Here is a 24,629-nt window from a genome sequence, read left to right as displayed (position 1 = left end):
ATGTTTAGTAAAAATGCCCTTTGAATCTAAACAAGTGGATTCTAAGGGCATTAATTTGTATATACTCATACCAGTAAATAATGAATTTCTCATTAAGAATACTAAATTAAAAAAGTTCACTTTTTTGATGTATGACTAACCTAATGCATCGTTTTTAATATTCTTTATAGATTTTCAGTAGTTTTTGTATACGATTAACAAGTTCTATACGTACATGTTCTGGAGATAAACATTCACATTTATCTCCAAATCCCATTAATATATTATATCCTAAATCATGATCTACAAAAGGAAAGTCGACTATAAATTTATCATCACCATAATCTTTTACACGCTCTTCCCCACATCTTTCAACCGTTTGTTTCCTAAGAGACCAATCAACTAGAAGTTTTATAGTAAAAAGCCTTTTATCTATACATCCACTTCAGTCTAATGGTTTTGATTTAAATTCCCTAAGTGTAAATGTGGATTCTAGTATTTCAATATTTGATATCCTGGATAATTTAAATACTCTAAAATTTTCTCTTAAAGTACAATATCCTTGTAAATACCAGTTATTTTCTTTTAGTATTAATTTATATGGTTCTACGCAACGCTTACCTTTCTTTCTATTAACACCATAGTATTCAAACGATAGGTGTTTATTATCATTTAAAGCTTTTTTATTTTTTCAATATTAATTTATCTATAACCTTGACATACTGATGTCAAATTTACTTTGATATATTTAATTTGTTACAAACAATATATAAAATATGGAGGTTATTGTAAATGAAATTTTCAAAAAAATTTAATAGAATTATATCATCATTCTCAGATAATTTAAAAGTTGATGAATTTGAAAAAAATAATATAGTTTCTTTTACTACTATACCATCTAATTCTACTGAGCATATTAGATGTAATGGTGAAGTTATTCAAAAAAGTAATTTAACTATTTTTGATTTGAAGGATGAATTTATAGAAAAAATACCTGATTATGAAGTTACTATACTATTTCAACGTTTTTACTAAGACTCCTCTAGTCTTTACAAGAAGTTCATTTTTAATTATATACATTGCTTTTTAAAACTGAAAAAGAGAGTCTTAGGCTAAAACTCTCTTTCTTAACAATATATTAAATTTATAAATTTACTCAAATTTAAACTTTTTTAGGTCTTAAGTCTGATTGACTTAGATGCTTTCTTATTACATATGTTGTTCCATCTTTTTTTAACTCTGCTTCATATGAATATCCATACTTTTCTATTTCATAATAATCTAGTATTTTAACTGCATCTCCTGCTTTTAAAGAAATATTCTTTGTGTTAGTTTCACTTCCATCTATATGTGCCTTTATTCTTCTATTTTTTGCAAGATAGGCTATATCATTTATTTCAAATTCTCTTTTTATCATAAAATCTCCTTAAAATATATTTATAAAATTTCTTGAACTCTACCAACTATGCCACTTTCAAGCATAACCTTGATTCCATGGGGATGAGTTTTAGAATTTGTAAGTATTTTAGATACCACACCCTCTGTTAATTTTCCAGTTCTTTGATCTTGTTTTTGAACTACTAATACTTTACTTCCTATTTTTATATTGTCTCTATTTTGTCCATTCATATTAATTTCCTCTTTTTATTAAAAAATAACTTTGTTATATTTTAAAAAAACTCTTATATCAAGTGATATAAGAGTTTTATATTCATAGTATTAATTGGTTGCGGAGACAGGACTCGAACCTGTGACCTTTGGGTTATGAGCCCAACGAGCTGCCAACTGCTCCACTCCGCGCTGTTATTTGATTTATGTATTAACTATAACATATATAATTTAATATAACAACCTATTATTAAATTATTCTTTCCAAACTTGTAACTTTTGAATCTACCCCAAATCCAAATGGACTGTTTTCTTAGAATTACAATTATAAATACCTAATACAATAAATGTGATTCCACCTAATATCCAAATTATAAATTTATTACTTTAGAATAATCCTGCTCTATATTAGACCTTTTATTTGCTTGAATTAAACTTTGCTTATTAATTTGAGATAACTTCTAAATATGAACCTATTATATTTTCATCCTTAGCAACCAATTCTACTAAATTCATTTCTAATGTATCTCCTGTATTCACAGAGTCAAAAACTTGCTTATTATGTAGTACATATAATTGTTCATCATAAATAATCTCTACTCTATATGAGTCAGATTTTATGATAGCTCCTGCATGAGGCACATTAGATCCTGAGACTGGAGAATAATATTTGCCTTTAACAACTACTTTTACTGTTCTTTTTCGTATTGATTTTGTTTTTAATTTTTTCACAGTATAGTTATATACATATTTTAATCCTATTATAATTGAACAGATTATTCCAATTACTACAAATATAACCCACAATATTTCAACACACATGTTCATATGAAATTATCCCCCATTTTAAATAATTCTCCTATAATTATGGCTTTCTTTTTGTGTAAATACAAATTATCTTAAATACATTAACTCACCGTAATAGTAGCATATTTAGTGATTTTTCGCACAACCTGAGGGGCGTCTTAGTCAAGACTTTGCAATGATTTTACTTGCTATAAGTTTCTTTCATAAAAAAAGCCTGAACATAACTCAGGCTTTAATAGGAAAAATTATATTCTCAACTTTCAGCTAATAGCTGCAGGATTTAGAACTCGTATAATTATTTATATGCTATTTGCACATAATAAATATAAATATTCTAAATGGTAGGTGCAAATATGAAAAATAAAAAAATTAGTATCTTTAATTTAATACTTTATATTATATATATTTTTTCAATAATATTATTTATATTTAAAGGTGAATATGGAAAAAGTGGATTAAGTGCAACTTGCTTAATTATACTCTTTGTATTAAATAAATTATATTCTAAAAATTATCCTATAATAGATAAAAGTTTATTTATATTTGGTAACTTATTTATGTTATCTTCGTTCTTATTAGGATCTTGTTATAACTTTTATGACAAAATAAAAATTTATGATGACTTTTTGCATTTTTGGTCAGGATTTATAACTGTTAAAATAGGCTGGAATATATTAAATTTTTTAAATATACAAAATTCATCTAGTAGAATAATCATTCTTATACTTATTCTTTTCTTTGGTCTAGGTATATCTGGTTTCTTGGAAATAATTGAGTATACATTAGATGTATTATTTAGTAAGCATACTCAATCAGGTGGGCTAAAAGATACTATGCAAGATATGATTGACGCTTTGGTTGGTGGCCTTATTATGAGTGGGTATTTCTTTAAAAAAATAAAAAAGTAAATCAATAATTATAAGCATATGTTCTCTTTAATAAGGAAAAGATAGTATTGATTTGAAAAAAGGAGGGTTTAACTGTGAAAGTAAAAGATCTAATGACAAAGGATGTATCATATGTAACAACAGGTTCTAATATAAAAAATGCAGCAGATATTATGAAATCTTTAGATGTTGGAATAGTTCCTGTTTGTGATAATAATAAAACTCCTGTTGGAGTAATAACAGATAGAGATATTGTTTTAAGAAGTGTTGCTGGAAATAATACTAATCAAAATGTAGAGAATGTAATGAGTGGAAATATGGTAAGCGTGAGCTCTGATACAGATGCTCATGAAGCAGCTAGCTTAATGGCCCAAAATCAAATTAGAAGATTACCAGTAGTTGAAAATAATAAGATTGTTGGTATGCTTTCTTTAGGTGATTTAGCTAGTGTAAATAAACATGTTGATGAAGCTGGACAAGCTTTAAGCTCCATTTCAAAACCAGGTAATGAAGTGAAATAAAAACTCACCCCTTAAATTAGATTTAACAGGTATTTTTATCCTGTGTCTACTTTAAGGGGTGATATTCATTTCAATAGCAACTGGATTTAAAAGTTTCCTTCCAGTTGCTTAGTTAATTCTATATAACAAATTCTAAGAATACATTCTTAGTAATCTTTCTATTTCATATTTTATTTCATCACTTGTATATTTTCTAGAATTCTCTAGTCTCATTCTTAGTTTTGTTTCATCCAGTCCCATATACTCACTCATAAAGCTCTTAATTCCTCTAACTTTTCTGTCCACTTCTAAAACTAAGTCTACATGAGTATTTGTTGGTACAAACACTAATTCTAGTTCATCTAATCTATTTCTAAAATAACCCCCAAGCGGCATAAATTCAAATTCTTGTACAAAGTTATATTTAATCAGTCTTGCTGGACAATACTCATTTTCAACTTCTCTAAGATGGAATCCTAACTCTGATATAGCATTTAAAACGTTTGTCATATATTCATTAGGTTCTACATTTATATAATCTCTATCTGATGTATCTATTGACCCTTGTATATCCATATATGTTGATATCCATACTTTTGATTTGTGCTTTGTAATAGGTACTCTTTTATATAAAATAAAACTAAATGGAATTTCATATAATTCCTCTGGTTGTATAGTTTTATCTATTTTTATTTCATTCTCTTGAATACGTTGTGTTTTATTTACTTCTTTATCATCAACTTCTTGTTTGTAGTTAGTATATACACCTATTGTTATGTCTTTTATATATTGCTCTACTTTACCACCTTTTATTTTACATATTCCTTCTATTCTTTTTCCTGGCACGATCTTTTTTGTGTGAACTATTGTGTCTATTTTTGTGCCACCTATACCAAGTGTTATAGCCATCATTTTATCAAATATCCCCATTATATACCTCCAATATATTTCTTAGTACCTATATTTTATACTAAATTTAATGTTTTCTCAAACCTTAGAAGATATATTGTATTATCTCATTTTATTTCCTTGTGATATTACAGGTCCTTCATTATTATTGTCATCTTTATCATCAGTAAGCGTAATCTTTTTACTTACTACTTCACTTTCATTTCCTGAATTATCAATAGTTTTAACTTGTATACTATTAGTTCCAACTTTTAAATAAACTTTATTCTTATATTTGGTCCATTTACTATTATTTAATTTGTATAAAACTTATTTGACTCCACTTAATGAGAAGTACTTATCTTTTTTAGATATAGTTGGATTAATAGACTTAGTTTTGTCTATTCCAAACTTTCTTTCTTTTAAAAGTTCCTAATAGCATGAAAGATGCTTTGTTTCAGTATTTTATAAATCACCAACATTAGGGGCAAACTATTATTGTTGAAAATAGCATTCCTCAGGTGGATTATAATAGTGTGAATGTGATTAGGTTTACTAAGGGTTATGAGCTTGGTAGATATGGCTTTTGCAAGATTTAAAGTAAAACACAAAAATAGCCTGGATGTCCGCTGCCCAGGCTATTTTTGCGATATATGAAAAAAAATAATGAATCAATGAACAAAGAATTTCTAATTAGGATATTTAAATTATGGACATACTTTTGAGTTTCTATACATATTTTTTATTATTTTTTTCTCTACTTTTATACATCATTAATAATAAATTTGCCTTTACCCTTTTTCTTAACCTCATAAAGTATCCTATCTGCTATTTCATAATTTTCTTTGTAATCTTTATTAATATTAAATTTACTAACACCTACACTTAAAGATAATTTTGGATTTAAATCAGTTTCATCAATTTTTTTGAATATATTTTCTAATACTAATTGTGGAGAAACCTCTTTTCCACTTATTAGGCCTGCAAATTCATCTCCACCTATCCTAAAAAACATGCCACCACTTTCTTCTTTAAGAATTTTTCCAACTGTTCTTAGATATTTATCCCCCTTAAGATGACCATATTTATTGTTCAAATTCCTCAAATCATCTAAATCTATCAAGGCAAGATAATATTCATCTTCCTTATTCAAATATATTTTATTTATTATATCTTGAAACTTATTTCTATTGTATATGCCTGTTAATTGATCTTTTTCTGATTTTTTTATAGCTTTTAATTCATCAGTAATATCTCTAGCTATACACAACACGCCTCCATCTATCTTTTCCTTAGATACTCTAAAATAATTTTCTCCTAATGTTTCAACACAATAATATGAACCTTTTTCTAAAGTTTCATAATCTCCAACTAAACACTGCTCATATAAATTTTTATCAAGCAAATTTTCATTTACTAAATCAATATCCCTTTTTCCTATAATATAGTCTGTGTCTTTATTTAAAAAATCAGCATATGTTTTATTTATATAAACATATCTTAATTTTTCATTTTTAAAAAACATTATATCTTTAGATTTATCTGCTAATAATGCTAAAAAATTCATTTGATTATTTTCTATATCTAAGTTAAACAATTCTATTAATACGTATTGATCTTCATATAAAGATATTTTCATTGATAATTCTATCTTCATATTATTTTTACTTACTTTAATACTATTAAGTACTTGTTCTTCTTTAGTTTGAATAACATTGTCAATAGTATTGTTAATAATACAATCCTTACATTTACTTGTATTTTGACAATGGACTTTTTCTATAATTGTATTTTTACAATTTAAATAGTCTCCTAATAATTGATTTAAATCATTTCCTAATAATTTTCTAGTTGTCTTATTTACATACAATACTTCCTTGCATTTGTTTATTATTATAATGCCGTTTTTTTGATTATCCAATATATTAATTATTGTATTACTATCCATTTAAATTCCCCTTTCAATAATTAAAATATTTAATTTACAAGCGCTCTGTATAATATTAAATTATCATATTTATTTTAATCATTATTTATGATTTACTAAAAAGTTAGTTTTACAACTAATTTTCACCATATTTTACTCTTAATAATAATTTATTTTCATTACAAAAACACATATATTTCGCCAACGACACTTTTTCATAACCGAACAGCATAATTATAGTAAGAAACATTATATTTTTTCTTTTATTGACAAGGGTATTTTTATTAAAAATTTAAATTCTCTCTTTTCTTTATCTACATCTATAATATTCATGCCATTTACCCCAGAAACTATATATTTTATACTTTCCACACCTATGCCATGAATTTTTTTATTGGATTTAGTAGTAATTAATCTATCATTTTTAAAATTTATATTTCCATTAAATGAATTGCTTTGATAGATAATTAAATTATCATCTTTAACATAACTTTTAAAGCTTATCCATTTTTTTTCATTCTCACTTTGATTTATACAAGCTTCAAAAGCATTTTGGCACAAATTATTAAATATATTTATCAGATCCAGTTCTGTTATGCTAAGATTACTTGCAATATAGCAGTCACAATCAAAAATAATATTTTCATTTTCACATTCTTCATATAATCTATTAAATAAAGTGTTAATTACAGGATTATTTGAAAATTTTTTATTATATGTTTTAATACTTTCAATTTTTTTATCAAACTCACATATTATGTCCTTAGCTTTTTCTGTATTTCCTATCTCAATAAGATCCTTAATATTAAATAATATATTTTTGAAATCATGATTATACATTTTTAGCAAGTTAGAATATTCATCAACTTTCTTATTTAGATTATTATTATACTCTAAATTCATCAAAGTGGTTTTATACAAAACTTCTTCCTCCACCCATTTTATTGATTTAATTTTCATACTTAATGAAAAATAAAAACAAAATCCTATTAAAATTCTTTCTAATAGCATAATACATGTAGTTGTTCTAATATTTCCTGAATAGTAGTAGGTATAGTTGGAATTAAGCAATATAATAACTAAACTAACAACTAATAAATTACTCATTAGCAGCTTTCTTCTATTAATTAATAGTTTTTTTGCCATATCTAATGTACTTCTTCTTTTAAAATTAATCATCAGAAGTAACATTAATAATCTAGATATACCAAAGGATAATATATAAGTTTCATAACATTGAACAGTTTGGTACATACTTTTGTTTGATATTACACTTAAAATTCCTACAACAATATCTCTAAATAACATTAAATGAAACATTTGATTTATAATTACGCAATATATGACTCCTATTGAGTCGAAGAAAATTATTTTAAATAAGACCATATATGTTAAAAATATCAAAATATATACAATTGGAATATAAATTTTTTTACAAATTAATCCCATTGATACAATAGACATAATCATTGGAAATGCTTTTGATAAACTTTTGTTTCTTAGTTGCAATAATTCCTTAACATAATTCATGAAAAACTTATTAAAAAAATAAATTAATGAAAAAGTTATTCCTTCTACAAGATTTAATCTCATATGCTTACCTCATTCTTTTAAATAAGTTACAATAATATATTTCCAAACTCTTTTTCCACAATCATATTTTTAAAATCTTTTAAATATTTTCTACCTATTGGCACAGTAACCCCTCCTTGTAACCTACATTCCAAATTATTAAATGATTTTACATACTCAATATTAATTATGTATGACTTATGACAACGAATAAATCCATGTTCTTTAATCTTTTCATATATATTCTTAAAAACAATATTTACTTCTTCCCTTTCTCCATAAATATTATGTAATATAGCTTTTTTATTTAAACTTTCCATATAAAGAATCCTATCTAAATTAACAACCTTATTTTGATTTTTACTAGAAATAATTATATTCTTATTGCAATTTTTATCAACTTGAGCAGCAGCCTTTAAAAATATATCTTCAAACCTGTTATTACTATCATCTTTTAGAATATAGTTTAATGGTTCTACTTCAAATGAATCTAGTGCAAACTCTTTACTTGAAGTTAAAAATATTATTATTCCACTATATCCACGATTTCTTAAAATCTTTGCTGTATCAATTCCATTAATACTTTTCATTATTATATCTATAATTATTATATTGAATCTATTTGGGTCTTCTTCTATATCAAAAATTAAACTTTCACCATTCCTAAAGGTTTCAATCTTAAATGCATAATTATGCTTATATGAAATTTCATTTATCTTATGTGAATAACAATCTAAAACATCTATTTCATCATCACATAAACAAATATTTAACATTTGCAACACTCCTAAATGTAAATTTATTATAATTTAGCAATCCAAAATAAATATTGAATTTCTTATTTATAATATCAAATTTATTTAATTAGTACATGAATTTTTTTATTATTTCAATATTTGACATGGAAAAAGGCTGTATATATACAGCCTTTAAAGTAAGGAAAAGTAGTAATTACTGATCCATATTATCACTTTTTCAATTTTTAATTGGATTTTATCATTCACTATTGTATGTATTAGGTATATTATTCTTTTCCAACAAATATATCAATACTATGATTTTTTTTATATAAATAAAAGTTTTATTTTATTAATTAATTGTAAATTGTAAATTATACTATGTAGAAAATTATTCATCCTTGGTGGTAGAATTTTTAGTTGTGTTTTGGAAGAAAAAATAAGTATAAAAAAACACTTATTTTTTCTTGCTGAGCCGCTGCAATTACTCCAAGTTTCAATCCTTGTTTTAATGGAATTCATTCTTATAGTAGTACGACCTCAAGTAATTGAAATAACTAGCTTTCAATTATCCAAGTCTTGCAATATGACTTTTTATAATAATTTTATAATAACAAAACTTAAATACTAATTTCTTTTTTAAAAATCACTCTATTGTTAATTATATACTTCTTAAAGTATAAATCAACAATAATTCACATAATAAAATTTCTTATTTTTAATTTTATAAGCATATTTTTAACTTTCTCTTCTATCTTTAAAGTAAAGCAAAAGAAAGCATGTACTTTCCAATAAGAAAATACACGCTTTCAATTATATCTGCTTACTTTTCATCAAACATCTTACATAGCCTTTTTCTTATCTTCCAATCTACCTTCATTGGATTTATTATAAGACTTTTGCGATATAAATCTTATGGCAAGTCCCATACTTATAAGAATTACTGGTCCACCATAGGTTTTTACTATTAGTAAAATAGCTTCTGTTCCACTAGATCCAACGACATAGTCAAGACCTGCTCCCAAGAACCCTGTACAAGATAGTACTAAAGCTATTCCTGACATAGTGTAGGCAAGTACATCTGATTTAAAGAATTTAAAATCAATGTTTTTATTATTTTTTCTAAATGACATATATGCACACATAAGGATTATATATGGTATAACAACTGTTAAAGCTGATAAGTCTGTTAACAATTTAAAGAATGCATCTATAGACTTTAGTCCAAATAGTGGTATGGCTATTAATACTATTAATATTGCACATTGGGTCCATAGTGCGTTTACTAATGTTCCATCTTCTCTTTTCTTAACTAAGAATTCTGGGAATGTTCCCTTTGGAACTTCTCCAAACATAGCTCTTATTGGAGACTCCATCCATATTATATAAGCTGCTATTGATGTTACTAAGAATATCGCCGCATATATTTGAACTACTATTTTTCCATTTATTCCAAAGTTGTTTGCTACTATACTATAAACCACATACCCTGCATCTTTTATACCAGCACTTTCCAAAACTTCTGGTGATGCTATTAATTGTACAGCCACAGAACCAAGTATATATGATAATGCTATAAGTATAGTTGCTATAACCATTGCTTTTGGAAATGTCTTTTTAGGATTTTCTGTTTGTTTTATATATGTCCCTGCAACTTCTGAACCTGATACTGCAAATAGCAACCAAGAAAAAGTTGAGAAATAACTTACATTAAATTTTGGAACAACTGTTTCCACACTAAACTCAGTTGCAGAAGGTGTTCCGTTAAAATATCCAACTACAGTCATTACTATAAATATTATTGTTGCTGCTAGAGTAAATTTCCCTCCAAAATCAGCCAGCTTAGAGAATTTACTTACACCTATTGTTGCTATATATGTCATAGCTATACATATAAATATTGATAGTATTGGCAACAAATAAGCATTGGAATCAGTAAATACGTTTCTTCCAAGTAAAGCCCATGATGCTGCTACAGGTATTCTGGAAAAGACCATTTGTAGATAGAAAAGTATACCTATAAAATAAGACCATGTACTTATGAATGCCCATTTTTCACCTATTGCTTGTTCTACCCAAGTATAAATTCCACCGTCTTTGTCTTTGTTAAAAGATGCCATTTCAGCTATAACTCCACACAGTGGTAAAAAGTATAGTACTGATACTATCACCCATGAAGGTATAGCAGTTGCCCCTAAATATACTGCGTTACTTGCGATGTTAGTAAAATTAAAAGTAGGAACAAATATAAGCATTACTAATGCCCATAATTTTATTTTTTTATTTTCTCCCATGATGTCTCTCCTCTACAATAGATATTTCCCATATAAAAAATTTGCTTGGCTCGAATGACGTGTTAGTGAATTATGTTGCTACCACTTTGTCAACAACCTTACTCGCGTCAATAAGTTGGTTATTGTAATTTATCTATAAATCAGAAAAACATAACTTACAATAAAAAAAGCCTTGAGCTTAACACTCAAGGCTACGTAAATACAAAAATACACTAAAATGGATACAGTATATTTAAGTATATATTATCCCTTAAATGATAGCTCACCACAAAATAATTTGTGACAGTGATACAGATATTCTCTGCATCCCCAGCTGTACAACTTTTTAGCTTCAATTATACAACTTCGGCGATACTTCCTTTCCTAGTAAATTTTTATGCTTTTACTAATTACTAGTACTATTAATTACCGCTCCTCTATCTTTTTTATACTTAGTTTAAATTTATGTATTAATTATACGCCATTTAATGAATTTTGTAAATGTTTTTCACTAAATTTAATTAAATTTCAAAGCAATTTTTTAAATTAACCATGAAAACTAAAGTACCAATATTTGTTATTATCTATAATACCTTTCATTGAACTTCTCACATCTATCAATGGTAATTGTGGCAAGACTTTGGTACATAAAAAGTTTATCCTTTCTAAGCCCCTTTTCTTTTGCCATTTTTTCCTCAACCCATTGAACTTGCTCTTTTTTCAACTTATTAAATAAACTTTTATCCAAATTTGTTTTTAAATCTTTATATAAATTATTTAACATTTCATCACTTAACTCATAAACTGCTTTTGCACTTTCAACGTCCTTCATATCATAAGATCTTAGAGTCTTTATTAATGCTGCTTGATATCTAAATATACCATCTCTTTTAACTGCTAAATCTTTAGCTTCTTTAGCTTTATTTTTATAATCATTTTTAATATTTTTAGCTGTTTTGCTTTCCTCTTTAGCCTTATCTTTTACTGTCTTTTTCTTTTCTTTTTTTGCTTCTTTTTCTTCTTTTTCTTCTTGGTCAGGATTATTCTTTAAGTTTACACACTTTTTCTTTAAATCCGTTGCAGCCTTTTTTATTATGTCACTTTCACTATTTATTGTTTCTATTGATGCACAAAGCTGTATTGCCACATCGTAGTGTTTCTTTTCCTTAGAATCAATTGCTTCTATTAAATTATTTGTTTGCTTATAAAGTGCATTTGCTTCTTCTTCATTATTATTTTCCTCTTTTGCTAAACCAAATAAGTTCTTTGCTTTATCGTATTCTTCATTTGTGGCTGCTCTTTTCCCATCTTCTAAATATTTATCATAAGATGATGTATCCTCTTTTTTGCTACATCCTACAACAAATAAACATAATATAGTTAATAGCATTATTACTTTTTTCATTTACTCAATCCCTTCTTGCTTTACAAATATTTCTATTTTATATATTAATTATATTAAATATTTTGTTGAATATCTATATATTTTATAGAATTAATATATAGTTAGTCATAATAAAATCTTTAAGTGCAAATAAAAAAGCCTAAGAGAAAATTAAATCCCTCAGACTTTTTTATTATTGTATAGTATTTAAATGTTTATAAGGCGTCATCAATTCTGTCATATCCCTTATCATCCTTATGGTTTGGTATAATGCTTCCTATAATACCTCCAATGATTGCTGGAATAATCCAGTTAAATCCTAAAGTACTAAGTGGTAATTTATTTATAAATGCAATTTCGAAGCCCATGTTATTTGCAACTGTAAGAATACTTACAAGTAGTGCCACATATGTTGCTCCTTTAAATGCATTGTCATTTTTAATTTTGTGACCAAATAAAGTCATTATTACTAAAACTATTGTTGCAGGGTAAATAACTGATAATATTGGTGCAGAAAATTGTATTATAGTACTTACACCAAAGTTAGATACTACTGCGCTAAATATACATACAACAATAACTATAGTTTCATATTTTAAAGCACCTTTAGTTATTTTAGTAAAGTATTGTGCTGTTGCTGATACAAGTCCTATAGCTGTCGTCAAACATGCTAGTCCAACTATTATTGCTAAGACTACTTTTCCTGGTTTTCCTAATAATTGCTCTGTTATGCCAACTATTAGTGAAGTTTGGTTTATATCTTTTGGGCTAACTCCAGCAAATTGATGAGCCACAGTTGAACCTAAATATGTTAAACCTCCATATACTATAACTAAGGCTACTGCAGCTACAAGTCCAGCTTGTAAAGTTAATTTTATCTTTTGTGATTCTTCTGTATATCCCTTTTGAGTAAGAGAAATAATTACAACTGCAGATAGTGCTATTGCTCCTAATGGGTCCATTGTTTGGTATCCTTGAGATATACCTTCAGAGAATATATTGCTTATTACTGGTGCTTCATTTAAATCACCAAGTGGTGATACTACACCCATTATTATTAAAAATATTAATGCTATTAACAAAGCTGGCGTTAAGTATTGTCCTATAATGTCTACTACTTTAGATGGTTTTATTGTAAGAACAAGTGTTAAACCAAAGAATAAAACTGAGAATAAAATTGGGCTGAATCCACCAAAAATTGGTTGTATTCCCATTTCAAATGTTGTTGCACCTGTTCTAGGTATTGCTAAAAGTGGTCCTAGGCAAATCATTATTGCTGTTGCCAGAATAAATGATAACCTTTTCCCAGTTCTTCCTAGTACAGTGTTTATATCTCCTTGGCACTTGGCTGCTGCCATTATTGCAAGTAATGCTAAGCCAACGTCTGCAATAATAAAACCTGTAAAACCAGTCATCCATCCACTACCACTTACTACACCAAGGTATGGTGGAAAGATTAGATTTCCTGCTCCAAAAAACATTGCGAATAGTGCAAATCCAACTACAATGATGTCCTTCTGCTGCCTTTTCATGTTAAAGCCCCCTTAAAAAATTCATTTATGTTTATTTATCAATTAAAAAAAATTATACATTTCTAAGTTCTTAACGTCTATAATTTCTCAATTATTTAACATATATTTATCATTTGGAGTGATTTTTAACATTAATTTAACCATTATTTTAAAAAACATAATAACATTTCCTACCAATGAAGGGTGCATTTATTTTAAAAGCGCCCCTCAAAATCTTAATATTACTAATTTCTACATACCAACGACTATTTTTGTAGAAATTTCATCTAAATTTTTGTTTACAACGTTGTGTAAGTACATTTCTCCACCAAGTTTTTCATTAAGTTCTATCATTTCTTTGCATCTTTCGTGCACATCATGTAAACTACATACTTCTCCACTGCTCATTACAATATGAACAACACACTCTGGAAACTTGGCTCTCATTTCTTTAACAAACTCTATTCTTTCTTCACTATATAATTCCATATCTTCATAGAAGTAAATGATTTTTTTACCATAAGCTTTGAAAACACTATTTATGTCATTTTCATCAAAACCTATCATACTTTTTTCTTCATCTTCTAAAATTCCTAAAAAATATTGCAGAGTTTTTTCAGCAGTTTCAAAATTTCCCTCACCCATACAGCATAATCTATAATCGTTCTCTAAGTAAGAAAATTTTCCCCCTATTTTTATCTCTTTTAACATATTTTTAATCTCCTTATAATTTATAGTGCCGATTTAATTATACCACTTCTAAAAAATGCTGCAAATTTTTTGTATACGTAAAAAAGCTATGTTTTTCATATATAAAATCATAGCTTAATAAAAATTTATTTAGTATTGTAGTTATCTATGCTATTTAACCATACATCATAGTTGGATCCAGTAAACAGCATATCTAAGTTTTCTTTGGCAAATAACTCTTCTATAAGGTTCTTTTTTTCCTCGTTATTATATGTTCTTATTTTGAATAATATGTGAGGTTTACCTCTATTTAGTCCATCATAATAAACTGCAACCCATAAGTCTTCCAGTTCTATACCATTGCTAGTTAGATATTCCATAATAGTACCTCTATAAATATTTAAAAACTCTATTTCTTTTTCGTTGTGTGTTTCTGCCACAAGGTCAAATCCGAAAGATTTATTTTTGTTAGTTGAATGTAAATTGTCCTCAACTCTGTCTTCTGTCTTTTGTGGTTGGGGATTTTCCACATACTTTGTACCAAAAGAGAATATGCCAAATAAAGCAACTACAATTATAATACCAATTATTATCTCTTTGCTCATTTTTATTATCTCCTGTAATCAAAACTTATCACTTATTTATTTTTGCTGTATCTGCTTATTTTGCTAAATTTATAAATAATTTATTCTTATAAAATATTTATAATTAATATAAGCAAACTAAAAGGAACTATTGCTAACCCCTATTTGCAATAGCTCCTCTCTTTTATTGGCCGTTCATGTAATTCCCCTTGAATCAACTTGACCCCTAAGTTTTAAAACTTTTAACTAGTAATGAATTTGACTTGTATCCCCATACATCATTTATAATTCATCAATAGCTTTTATAATCCCCATAATTAGTTACGCCTAGACTTCTATGTAAAATATATCATTGCATAAATACTAGAAACCGCCATTACTAATATATGCACTATTAATATATTTTTTCTTTTAGAAAACTTATTAGCAACTAAAATAATAATAATTAATTTTTCATATTTTTTCTATATTTTTGCACCCAGAGACAATACTTTGCACCTAAATACCATTTTGTGGTAGAATTTATATAAAGTTTTCTAATTATTATGGGGGTAATATGAGAATAGCTATTATAGACGATTTAATTAAAGATAGAACTGATGTGAAAAACTTAGTAAATGAGTTCTTTTTAGACAGGTTTACAGAACCAAATAATATGGATTTAAAAATAGATGAGTTTGAAAGTGGGGAAAATTTCTTATCGATTTTTAAAGCTAATTATTATGATATTATAATTTTAGATATATACATGCATAAACTTACAGGTATTGAAACTTCCAGAAAAATTTTCGATATTGATAAATCATGTAATATAATTTTTTTAACTACAAGTAATGATCATATACTTGACAGTTTCGAAGTAAAAGCAGTATTTTATATAATTAAGCCAATAACACTTCATAAAGACAAACTATTTACTGCTCTTGATTATTGTCTTGAAAATTTAAATTTAGACACGTCATCCTTAGAAATAATCATAAATAAAAAACCAATAAATTTACTTTTTTCTAATATTGTATATGTTGATTGTGAGCGTAGAATAAGTAAATTCCATACTACTAAAACTACTCTTGTTTCTAACAAAAGCTTAAACAATTACTTGGAAATCTTGCTAAGTGATAAAAGATTTATTGAATGTTTTAGAGGAATAATTGTGAATATGGAACATGTAGACAGGATAGAGTCTGACGATTTTGTATTGTCAAATGGTGAGATTATTCCAATTAGTAAACGTAAAAAATCCACTATTAAAGATATTTATTTCGAATATTTTTTAAAGAAAAGAGGCATTTAGCATATGAATTCTTTCATAGTTGCTATATCGATATCATTGGACCAAATTCCAGGGATTATTATTAGATATTTGCCTTTTCATAGTTATATAAAAAACAAAAAAAGAAAATTGCTTTTTGCTACATATTTAGTATTTTTTATACTAGAAGCTGTTTTACTTTTTCTAGCAATTAATAAATATGGTATGCAAATTTTCACTTTTAAAAAAACTATTATGCGTGGAGCTATTATATTTATACTTATAAATTGTGTAATAATTAAATCAAGATTTTTTCAGCATATGTTTGTTGCAGCTATGCAATCAATTTATTCTTTATTTTTACATACTATAATATCTTTTCTTCAATCATGCTTTTTTTTAAGTGAACCAATTTATTATCAATTTTACTTACAGTCCATGCTATATATATTTCTATTTATAATTGCTATTTATCCTCTTATTAGAGTTATAAAAGGTACTTTTATGATTTATATGAAAGAGGAAAACTCACATTATTGGAATGTATTATGGATTATACCATTTTGTCTTTTTTTTAGTGATGCAATAATAACTATGAATAATCAATGGGTAAATAGCTTCAACCAACTACTATCACGTTTATTAACAATTATTGCTTGTTTTTCCGTATTTAAATGTACTAGTATTGATTTTTCCGAAAAGAAAAACAAAGCTGACATACTTCACAATAACCAACTTCTAAAGCTTCAGGTTTCTGACTTAAATACACATTTACAGGATATTGATAAAAATAAGGAAAGCTTAAGCATACTTAGACATGATATGAGGCACCGCCTATACCTAATAAAAACCATGTTAGATGAAGGCAATTATGATGAAATTAATAATATTATTGATAATATGAATAACACTTTAGCTAAGACCAATATAATTTCATTTTGCAAAAACCCTATTATTGACGCTTCCTTGTCTGCTTATATTAAAAAAGCAATTAAAGAAGACATTAAGGTTATTACAAAAATAGATATTCCTTGTGAACTGAATATTGATACTACAGATTTAGCCGTTGTTATTTTGAACCTTATGGAAAATGCTCTTCATGCAAGTTTAGAACAAAAATCAAATGAGGATAAGATTATTGAGATTAGTTCAAAGTATTCAAATGGAACTTTAGCATTTAGAATAAAAAATAGATTTGATGGAAAAGTAAGCTTTGGTAAAGATAATCTTCCTGTAACATCTTCTTTGGGCCATGGCATAGGTATGCGCTCTGTAAAAGCATTTACAGAAAAATATAACTCTAGCTTATCTTGTAGTTATGAAAATGGCTGGTTTTCTACTATTTTATTTATAAATAATTGTTAAATAAAATAGTCCCTTTCCTTGGACCATACATGAACGAAACTTTTTCATTCATTCATGCAATTGTGCTATAATTTAATATATACTAGTCTATTTATTAACAATGTATATTTCCAAAATATATTAAATACATTTCACAATACCAATATTCACGGGGGGAGCTATATATGAATTTACGAGAAAAATATTCCATAGGCGAAGTTGAGAAAATTTGCAATATTCCTATAAAAACTTTAAGATACTATGATTCCATAAAATTAGTAATACCTTCTTTTAGAGATGCCGAAAGTAATTATAGATACTATAGTAAGGAACAAATGGTGACAATCTGTATTGTTCGCAAACTTAGAATGCTTGGATTTGGATTAAAAGAAATACATAATATTATAAATGATAACAAAGCTCATATTCTAGAAGAAAGTATTGACTCAAAATTAGTCGAAATTTCCGAGGAAATAAAAAAACTACAACAAAAATATGCAGAAGGTTGTACCTTTTCCCAAAGATTAAAAAAGGGCGTTGATATACTATCTTTGTACTCAAAAGACGAGGTTGAATCAAAAGGTATAACTATTGAAGAAATTTCTGAATCTTACTTATTTTATACTAGAAAAGTTATGAAAAATTATTCAAATAAAGATGTTTCATTGGAAAGATGGGTTGAGCTTATTAATTTGTCTAACAAAATAAATATAGAAAATAAAGGTTCAATCCTTGTTACTTATTATTCAAACCCTTTAGAACAATTTTTATATAAAGATATTGAGATCGAATTTGGTATGTATTTAGATGCTCCTATTGAATCGTGTAATTGTAAGAAGTTTGGTGGATTTACAGCAGCTACTACTATTCATGTGGGCGACTATTCAAATATAATAAATACACATATTAAAATGATTCAGTATATAAATAAAAATGGATACAATATTAGTGGTAATATTTCCGAGGAATTTATTATATCTCCTTTTGATGTAAATAACCCAGATGAACATGTTACAAAGGTAATAATTCCAATTGAAAAGGCCTAGGCACAATAAAAATTAAAAGAGAAGTATATCATTTAAAATGAAATACTTCTCTTTTAATTTTTATGCTTTAATTTATTATAAATGGGTTTTAGGGAAACCTACATTACGCCTTCTTCTTTTAATACTTTTACTTCTTCTTCACTTAGACCAAATACCTCTGCATTGTGTTGGCCAAGAAGTGGTGCTGGTGTGTCTACACTACCTGGAGTTTCAGAAAGTTTCATAACACATCCTTGGAAATATTGATCTCCAGCAGTTGGATGTTCACAGTGTACCATCATCTCACGCGCTTGAATATGTGGATGTTCAATAGCTTCCTTAACATTTAAGATAGGTCCGCATGGTATTCCTGCGTTGTCCATAATGTCTTCCATTTCTTTTTTAGTATAATCCTTACACCACTGCCCAATTAAATTTTTTAAATCTGGAACGTAATTTTTACAACGTAGATCATTTGTTGTAAATCTTGGGTCTTCTAATAGTTCTTCATGATTTATTGTTTTACAGAATTTTTCGAAAAGTCTGTCGTTACCAACACCTACAGCAACAAAACCGTCCTTACATTCATATACATCAAATGGAGCTATTGAAGGATCTATATTTCCATTACGCTCTGGTATAATTCCTCCCACTGTATAGTTAACAAGGGCATTTTCTAGTAAACTAAATATTGTATCTATCATTGATACATCAACAAGCTGTCCTTCACCAGTTTTTTCTCTATTATAAAGTGCTATTAATAAGCCAACTGTTAAGTAAATTCCTGCAACGTGGTCTGCAATAGAAGGTCCAACTTTTACTGGATTATTTTCTTTGTAGCCAGTAAGGTTTATCATACCGCCCATGGCTTGTGCCACTATGTCATAACAAGCTCTATGAGATATAGGACTGTTTTGTCCAAATCCTGAACCTGATGCATATATTATAGAAGGATTTACTTTTTTAACAGATTCATAATCTATTCCAAGTCTTGTAGTAACTCCTCCTTTGTAATTTTCTACAACTACGTCTGCATCTTTTACTAAATCATAGAACATTTTTTTACCTTTTTCTGATTTAAGGTTAAGAGTAACACCTTTTTTATTACGATTCACATAGCAGTAAAAACCACTTTCTCCACTTTTTTCATCTATTGGGCCCCATTCACGACATTGGTCCCCATTAACAGGTTCTATTTTTATAACATCTGCACCATAGTCAGCTAACATCATTGTACAAAATGGTCCATTTAATGCGGAAGTAAGATCTACAACTTTTAATCCTTCCAGTGCTTTTTTCATGATTATTACTCTCCTTTATTTCATATTTTAAAAAGTTTCATAAACAAATTGTCCTACTGTAGATAGTACTGGCTCAGGAAGTACATCTATAGAACTTGGGAATGGTGGGTCTTTAGGAACTTCTATAACTTTAAAAGCTCTTACTTCAATTAATGCTTTGTTACCATCTATTTTCTTAGCTCTTGCTATATATTCCATATAGTCTCCTGCTTGAGATGGTGTATATAAACGTATTTTTTTAACTTCCACACAATGACCTGTATTTCCAAACACCTTAGCCATTAATCTTACTGCTGTATCATTCATAAGAGTAATATTTCTTGCTCCATTTATTAATCCACCAAGATAAAAAACATCTCTATTTGACATTCTATAACGGAATGTTGCTGTCTGTTGTTCGTTCATAATTTAACTCCCCTTTTCATATTATTTTTTATTTAAATTTAAAACTTATATTTCAGCTTCTGCTTCCTCTGGAAAATCATCAAGTGGGAACCATGGATCTGTAACCAATCCTTCTGGTTGTTCTCCACGTTGTAAGTGTTTTTTAACTACTAAACGTACATATCCTTCTGTACAAAGTACTGGCTCATCAAACCAGATCATTTCACCTTTTTTACAATCTGTTTTTCCTTCACGAAATGCTGGTGTAGCAAGTTTGTAAACTTCTATTTTACAGTCACGAGAAGAATTCCCCACCTTTACTAATGTTGCTTTGTAATCTACCATATCTCCTACATAAACGTCTTTGTAACATTTTACATCGTGATATCCTAAGCAAAGTGACTCATCACCATCGCATAAAATCATTTCCTCTGTTTCAACGTCACCTATAAAATCAAACTGACGTCCAATTGATATTAATCCATCTGGATTAGCTGCATCTGCAGTTGTCATGTTATAACTTAAATAAGATACTTTTCTCATAATAACTCCTCCAAATAATTTTTTTAACTAACAACATCTTCTATCTTATCTTTCTTGCATATAATTATTAAACATCCAATAATAACAACGGCCATTGTCCATGGAAACCATGCAAGTTTTTCAGATGATAGAGGAAGTGCCTCATAGAACTTGTTTAAAACACCTAAATTTATATTTAATTTAATTCCATAAGCGTAAATTGTATCAATAGCACCAAATATTAAGGCTGTTATCATTGCATAAGAACATACTTTTAATTTTCTTTCTTCTTGGCTGTTTGGTACAAGAGCATAGTATATTACAAGTACTATTGCTGCTGGGTATATTCCATCAAGTATTGGTCCTAAAAATGCAAGTATTGATGAAAGTCCCATACAACCAAATATTGTACTAAGTATTAATATTGAAATAGATGCCTTCTTGTAATCAATTTTTCCCTGTGTTGTGTCTACGAAAAATTCTGCACATCCAGAAGTCATTCCTATTGCAGTGGTAAGAGCTGCAAAGAATAGTGCTACTGAGAATAATATTCCACCCGTTTTTCCCAACAACTTAGTGGAAACTTCAGTATAAAGAGCTGTATAAGTTAAATCTATTGTGCCTCCTGTTGAAGCACCTATTAGCATATGACATAGATGTGTAATAGATAAAAGTGCAATACCTATTATACCTACTCTAATAATATTTTTACTCATACGACTTTCTGAAACGCCCTTTGCTTTTAGTGAGTTTAAGATAACCACACCAAATATTAGGGCACAAAGTATTTCAGCTGTTGCATATCCATTAGTAAAACCATAGGAGAAGGCTGAACCTTCATAAGTTTTAGCTACTGGTGTTGATATTGGATCTATAAGTCCCTTTCCTACAACGATTATTACTATAATAAGAAGTAGTGGAAATAAGATTTTAGAAATACGATCCATAGTTTTTCCTGGACTAATTAAAAACACATAAGTTACTATATAAAATATAATTGTAAATATAATAAGAGGTAACTTAGATTGTGAATTTAGCCCAAAGGCTTGAACTATTGAGTCCCATGCTGCTGCACTCATACGCGGTATAGCATATAGGGGGCCCAGTATAACAATTGTTAGTACTGTATAAAATTTTCCTAATTTTTTACCTAAAACACGATTTGCAATTTTACTATAACTACCATTCCCTCGTGATAATGCAATATAAGCAAGTAGCGTAAGTAACAATGATGTAATAAATGCCCCAGCAAAAGCTATTAGTACAGATGAACCACTCTCTTTTCCCCAGTTCATTGGCCAAACCATGCTCGATGCTCCAAAGTGCATGGAAAATAATGCTCCACCCATCATAAATAAAGCTGGTAGTTTCAAATCTCCATTTTTGTTTAAATTATTCATTATATCCTCCATAAATCTAATATTCATATATTAAAGCTACAAAGGTATTAATTATGGATTTGCAATTAGATAACTAGAGGCAGATATCTATTGTCATACATCTATTGCTTATTTATTTATTGTTTTTAGCTTCTTTTATGTTGTCTATCATCATTGGAACAATTTTAAATAAATCTCCACTTATACCAAAGTCAGCACAGTCAAAAATTGGTGCTTTTTCATCTTTGTTTATTGCGATAATCAACTCAGAGTCTTGCATACCTGCTTTATGTTGAATTGCTCCTGATATACCTAAAGCTACATATACTTTTGGGTGAACTGTTTTTCCTGTTTGCCCTACTTGGTGATCTGCTGATAACCAGCCAGAATCTATAACAGCACGGCTACCTCCTACAACTCCTCCACCAAAAGCATCTGCAAGTTCTTTAGCAAGTTGTATTCCTTTTTCAATATCCTTGCTAATTCCACGTCCTACAGAAACTATAACCTCTGCTCCTATAAGATCCACCATTTGTTTAGCTTCTTTTACAACTTCCAAAACTTTTGTTTGTAAGTCATCTTCACAAATACTAACTGGATATATTTCAACTTCACAAGCTTTTGCTTTTTCTTCACTAAACTCACCTTTTTTCATAACACCTGGTCTAACTGTTGACATACAAGGTCTAAATCTAGGACATATTATTGTAGCCATTAAGTGACCACCAAAGGCAGGTCTTGTCATTTTTAAGTTTGTATCTTCCATTTTGAATTTTGTCTTTGACAAATCAAGAGTAGAAGATGTTGCTATAAAATCAACATAATTATTCATGTCTATATCTAAATGTGTACAGTCTGCCGTAAGTCCTGTGTGTAGTCTAGCTGCACATCTTGGTGCCAAATCTCTTCCTATATTAGATGCACCTATTAGTACAACTTCTGGTTTTTTGTCCATTACCACATCACAAAACACCTTTGTATATGCATCTGTAGTATATTCTTTAAGATTTTTATCATCACAGATAATTACTTTATCTGCTCCATAACCTCCAAGTTCTTTTGCAAGATGAGATATATTATGTCCAAGGATTACACCAATAAGTTTTGAACCTCTTTCATCAGCTAGTTTACGTCCTTCAGATATTAATTCAAAATTTGTGTTCATCATCTGTCCATGACGTTGTTCACAAAATACCCAAATATCTTTAAATTCTTCTATACGAGAACTATTAAATTCCATATTTGATTGTCTCCTTTCACAATTAAATAACATGTAGTTTTTCTAATTTACTAGTTAACTCAGCTACTGTTTCTTTACCATCACCTTCAAGCATTATTCCCACACCTTTTTGTGGTGGTGTAAATGACTTAAATATATTAGTAGGTGAACCTTTAAGACCTATAGTATCAACGTCAATTAATGGTTCATCTTTTAATGCTTCAAAATTAAGAACAGTAAGTGGTTTGCTATAACATTCCATAATTCCGTTTATAGTCATATAACGAGGTAATATATTATCTTCTTTAACACATGTTATAAGACAAGGAGTCTTAACTTCTATCATCATATATCCATCTTCAAGCATACGTTTTATAGCTAATTTATTATCTTCTTTTTTAATTGTTGCTGCATAAGTAACTTGTGGAATGTTTAGTTTTTCTGCAATTTGTGGACCTACTTGTGCAGTATCTCCATCTATTGCTTGACGTCCACAGAAAATTATATCTTCATCACTTATACCTAAGTGAGTAATTGCTGCTGCAATAATTTGTGATGTGGCAAAAGTATCAGAACCACCAAATTCACGAGAAGATATAAGTACAGCGTCATCTGCACCCATGGCAAGTATTTCTCTAATCATTTTTTCTGCTTGAGGAGGTCCCATTGTTACTGCTGTTACTTCACATCCTAATTCATCTTTTAATTTTAACGCTTGCTCTATAGCAATCATGTCATCTGGATTTATAATAGTAGACATGGAACCACGGTTAAGTGTTCCATCTGGATTAACTGCTACTTTACCAGATGTATCTGGTACTTGTTTAACACAAACATAAATTCTCATTGTTTCATA

The 24,629-nt window shown here is 28.1% G+C and carries 25 protein-coding genes, 1 tRNA gene, 1 pseudogene and 1 riboswitch; of the genes and pseudogenes, 6 read left to right on the top strand and 21 right to left on the bottom strand.

Annotation, left to right across the window (positions count from 1 at the left end):
• Positions 1–154 precede the first annotated feature (154 nt).
• A complete protein-coding gene (locus TEGL_RS19780) occupies positions 155–394 on the bottom strand; it encodes a WYL domain-containing protein (RefSeq protein WP_242827320.1) in 240 nt (79 codons plus the stop codon).
• A 30-nt stretch (positions 395–424) separates the two neighbouring features.
• Positions 425–649 (bottom strand): annotated as a pseudogene (locus TEGL_RS19775) (WYL domain-containing protein); the annotation flags it as partial.
• 122 nt (positions 650–771) lie between these two features.
• Between TEGL_RS19775 and TEGL_RS07320 the strand changes: the two are divergent.
• The gene (locus TEGL_RS07320; protein ID WP_018589556.1) at positions 772–1,014 is read left to right on the top strand and encodes a hypothetical protein; all 243 of its coding nucleotides are present in this window, start codon (positions 772–774) and stop codon (positions 1,012–1,014) included.
• A gap of 127 nt (positions 1,015–1,141) precedes the next feature.
• On the opposite strand, the gene TEGL_RS07315 is transcribed toward TEGL_RS07320, so the two are convergent.
• The 4 genes from TEGL_RS07315 to TEGL_RS07300 all read right to left on the bottom strand — a co-directional run bounded on the left by TEGL_RS07315 (position 1,142) and on the right by TEGL_RS07300 (position 2,415).
• Entirely contained in the window at positions 1,142–1,396 is a 255-nt protein-coding gene (locus tag TEGL_RS07315) for a hypothetical protein (RefSeq protein ID WP_018589555.1), read from the bottom strand.
• 20 nt (positions 1,397–1,416) lie between these two features.
• Positions 1,417–1,608: a YwbE family protein gene (locus tag TEGL_RS07310; protein ID WP_018589554.1), complete on the bottom strand. Its 192-nt coding sequence runs from the start codon at positions 1,606–1,608 to the stop codon at positions 1,417–1,419.
• A 95-nt stretch (positions 1,609–1,703) separates the two neighbouring features.
• A tRNA-Met gene (locus TEGL_RS07305) sits at positions 1,704–1,779 on the bottom strand.
• A gap of 252 nt (positions 1,780–2,031) precedes the next feature.
• A complete protein-coding gene (locus TEGL_RS07300; RefSeq protein WP_018589553.1) occupies positions 2,032–2,415 on the bottom strand; it encodes a hypothetical protein in 384 nt (127 codons plus the stop codon).
• 332 nt (positions 2,416–2,747) lie between these two features.
• Here TEGL_RS07300 and TEGL_RS07295 point away from each other — a divergent pair, with 332 nt between their 5' ends.
• Together TEGL_RS07295 and TEGL_RS07290 are read left to right on the top strand one after the other, a co-directional pair.
• Positions 2,748–3,302 carry a hypothetical protein gene (locus TEGL_RS07295; protein ID WP_018589552.1) on the top strand — a complete coding sequence of 185 codons (555 nt, stop codon included), beginning with the start codon at positions 2,748–2,750 and terminating at the stop codon, positions 3,300–3,302.
• Positions 3,303–3,376: 74 nt separating this feature from the next.
• The gene (locus TEGL_RS07290; protein WP_018589551.1) at positions 3,377–3,802 is read left to right on the top strand and encodes a CBS domain-containing protein; all 426 of its coding nucleotides are present in this window, start codon (positions 3,377–3,379) and stop codon (positions 3,800–3,802) included.
• A 132-nt stretch (positions 3,803–3,934) separates the two neighbouring features.
• On the opposite strand, the gene TEGL_RS07285 is transcribed toward TEGL_RS07290, so the two are convergent.
• The 9 genes from TEGL_RS07285 to TEGL_RS07245 all read right to left on the bottom strand — a co-directional run bounded on the left by TEGL_RS07285 (position 3,935) and on the right by TEGL_RS07245 (position 15,368).
• The gene (locus TEGL_RS07285; RefSeq protein WP_018589550.1) at positions 3,935–4,711 is read right to left on the bottom strand and encodes a sporulation protein; all 777 of its coding nucleotides are present in this window, start codon (positions 4,709–4,711) and stop codon (positions 3,935–3,937) included.
• Between the two features lie 721 nt (positions 4,712–5,432).
• Positions 5,433–6,617 carry a diguanylate cyclase gene (locus tag TEGL_RS07280; RefSeq protein ID WP_018589549.1) on the bottom strand — a complete coding sequence of 395 codons (1,185 nt, stop codon included), beginning with the start codon at positions 6,615–6,617 and terminating at the stop codon, positions 5,433–5,435.
• Positions 6,618–6,845: 228 nt separating this feature from the next.
• On the bottom strand, positions 6,846–8,189 hold the full coding sequence (locus TEGL_RS07275) for a GHKL domain-containing protein (protein WP_018589548.1): 1,344 nt from the start codon (positions 8,187–8,189) through the stop codon (positions 6,846–6,848).
• 26 nt (positions 8,190–8,215) lie between these two features.
• Positions 8,216–8,944: a LytR/AlgR family response regulator transcription factor gene (locus tag TEGL_RS07270; protein WP_018589547.1), complete on the bottom strand. Its 729-nt coding sequence runs from the start codon at positions 8,942–8,944 to the stop codon at positions 8,216–8,218.
• Positions 8,945–9,747: 803 nt separating this feature from the next.
• Positions 9,748–11,199 (bottom strand): amino acid permease, encoded by a 1,452-nt coding sequence (locus TEGL_RS07265; RefSeq protein WP_018589546.1) that lies wholly within the window; start codon positions 11,197–11,199, stop codon positions 9,748–9,750.
• A gap of 250 nt (positions 11,200–11,449) precedes the next feature.
• Positions 11,450–11,626: riboswitch (Lysine riboswitch) on the bottom strand.
• A gap of 132 nt (positions 11,627–11,758) precedes the next feature.
• Positions 11,759–12,583: a lysozyme inhibitor LprI family protein gene (locus TEGL_RS07260; protein WP_018589545.1), complete on the bottom strand. Its 825-nt coding sequence runs from the start codon at positions 12,581–12,583 to the stop codon at positions 11,759–11,761.
• Between the two features lie 194 nt (positions 12,584–12,777).
• Complete coding sequence (gene brnQ, locus TEGL_RS07255; RefSeq protein ID WP_018589544.1) at positions 12,778–14,094, bottom strand: branched-chain amino acid transport system II carrier protein; 1,317 nt, start codon at positions 14,092–14,094, stop codon at positions 12,778–12,780.
• Positions 14,095–14,325: 231 nt separating this feature from the next.
• The gene (locus TEGL_RS07250; protein ID WP_018589543.1) at positions 14,326–14,784 is read right to left on the bottom strand and encodes a hypothetical protein; all 459 of its coding nucleotides are present in this window, start codon (positions 14,782–14,784) and stop codon (positions 14,326–14,328) included.
• Between the two features lie 125 nt (positions 14,785–14,909).
• On the bottom strand, positions 14,910–15,368 hold the full coding sequence (locus TEGL_RS07245) for a hypothetical protein (protein WP_018589542.1): 459 nt from the start codon (positions 15,366–15,368) through the stop codon (positions 14,910–14,912).
• A gap of 535 nt (positions 15,369–15,903) precedes the next feature.
• Between TEGL_RS07245 and TEGL_RS07240 the strand changes: the two genes are divergently transcribed.
• The 3 genes from TEGL_RS07240 to TEGL_RS07230 all read left to right on the top strand — a co-directional run bounded on the left by TEGL_RS07240 (position 15,904) and on the right by TEGL_RS07230 (position 18,989).
• Positions 15,904–16,641 (top strand): LytR/AlgR family response regulator transcription factor, encoded by a 738-nt coding sequence (locus TEGL_RS07240; protein WP_018589541.1) that lies wholly within the window; start codon positions 15,904–15,906, stop codon positions 16,639–16,641.
• Positions 16,642–16,644: 3 nt separating this feature from the next.
• Positions 16,645–17,964 carry a sensor histidine kinase gene (locus TEGL_RS07235; RefSeq protein ID WP_018589540.1) on the top strand — a complete coding sequence of 440 codons (1,320 nt, stop codon included), beginning with the start codon at positions 16,645–16,647 and terminating at the stop codon, positions 17,962–17,964.
• 164 nt (positions 17,965–18,128) lie between these two features.
• Positions 18,129–18,989 (top strand): MerR family transcriptional regulator, encoded by an 861-nt coding sequence (locus tag TEGL_RS07230; protein WP_018589539.1) that lies wholly within the window; start codon positions 18,129–18,131, stop codon positions 18,987–18,989.
• A gap of 98 nt (positions 18,990–19,087) precedes the next feature.
• Here TEGL_RS07230 and TEGL_RS07225 read toward each other — a convergent pair whose 3' ends face one another.
• The 6 genes from TEGL_RS07225 to acrB all read right to left on the bottom strand — a co-directional run bounded on the left by TEGL_RS07225 (position 19,088) and on the right by acrB (position 24,620).
• Positions 19,088–20,269, bottom strand: a complete 1,182-nt coding sequence (locus TEGL_RS07225; protein WP_018589538.1) for a CaiB/BaiF CoA transferase family protein — start codon at positions 20,267–20,269, stop codon at positions 19,088–19,090.
• 27 nt (positions 20,270–20,296) lie between these two features.
• Positions 20,297–20,674, bottom strand: a complete 378-nt coding sequence (locus tag TEGL_RS07220; protein ID WP_018589537.1) for a hypothetical protein — start codon at positions 20,672–20,674, stop codon at positions 20,297–20,299.
• A gap of 45 nt (positions 20,675–20,719) precedes the next feature.
• Positions 20,720–21,196, bottom strand: a complete 477-nt coding sequence (locus TEGL_RS07215) for a hypothetical protein (protein ID WP_018589536.1) — start codon at positions 21,194–21,196, stop codon at positions 20,720–20,722.
• Positions 21,197–21,219: 23 nt separating this feature from the next.
• Positions 21,220–22,575, bottom strand: coding sequence for a branched-chain amino acid transport system II carrier protein (brnQ, locus tag TEGL_RS07210; RefSeq protein ID WP_018589535.1), 1,356 nt, complete (start codon positions 22,573–22,575; stop codon positions 21,220–21,222).
• A 112-nt stretch (positions 22,576–22,687) separates the two neighbouring features.
• On the bottom strand, positions 22,688–23,794 hold the full coding sequence (gene acrA / locus TEGL_RS07205; protein ID WP_018589534.1) for an acryloyl-CoA reductase electron transfer subunit beta: 1,107 nt from the start codon (positions 23,792–23,794) through the stop codon (positions 22,688–22,690).
• A 22-nt stretch (positions 23,795–23,816) separates the two neighbouring features.
• A complete protein-coding gene (gene acrB / locus TEGL_RS07200) occupies positions 23,817–24,620 on the bottom strand; it encodes an acryloyl-CoA reductase electron transfer subunit gamma (RefSeq protein ID WP_018589533.1) in 804 nt (267 codons plus the stop codon).
• Between the last annotated feature and the right edge of the window lie 9 nt (positions 24,621–24,629).

This window comes from Terrisporobacter glycolicus ATCC 14880 = DSM 1288 (assembly GCF_036812735.1).
Classification (GTDB): Bacteria; Bacillota; Clostridia; order Peptostreptococcales; family Peptostreptococcaceae; genus Terrisporobacter; species Terrisporobacter glycolicus.
This window is presented reverse-complemented; position numbering and strand designations above follow the sequence as displayed.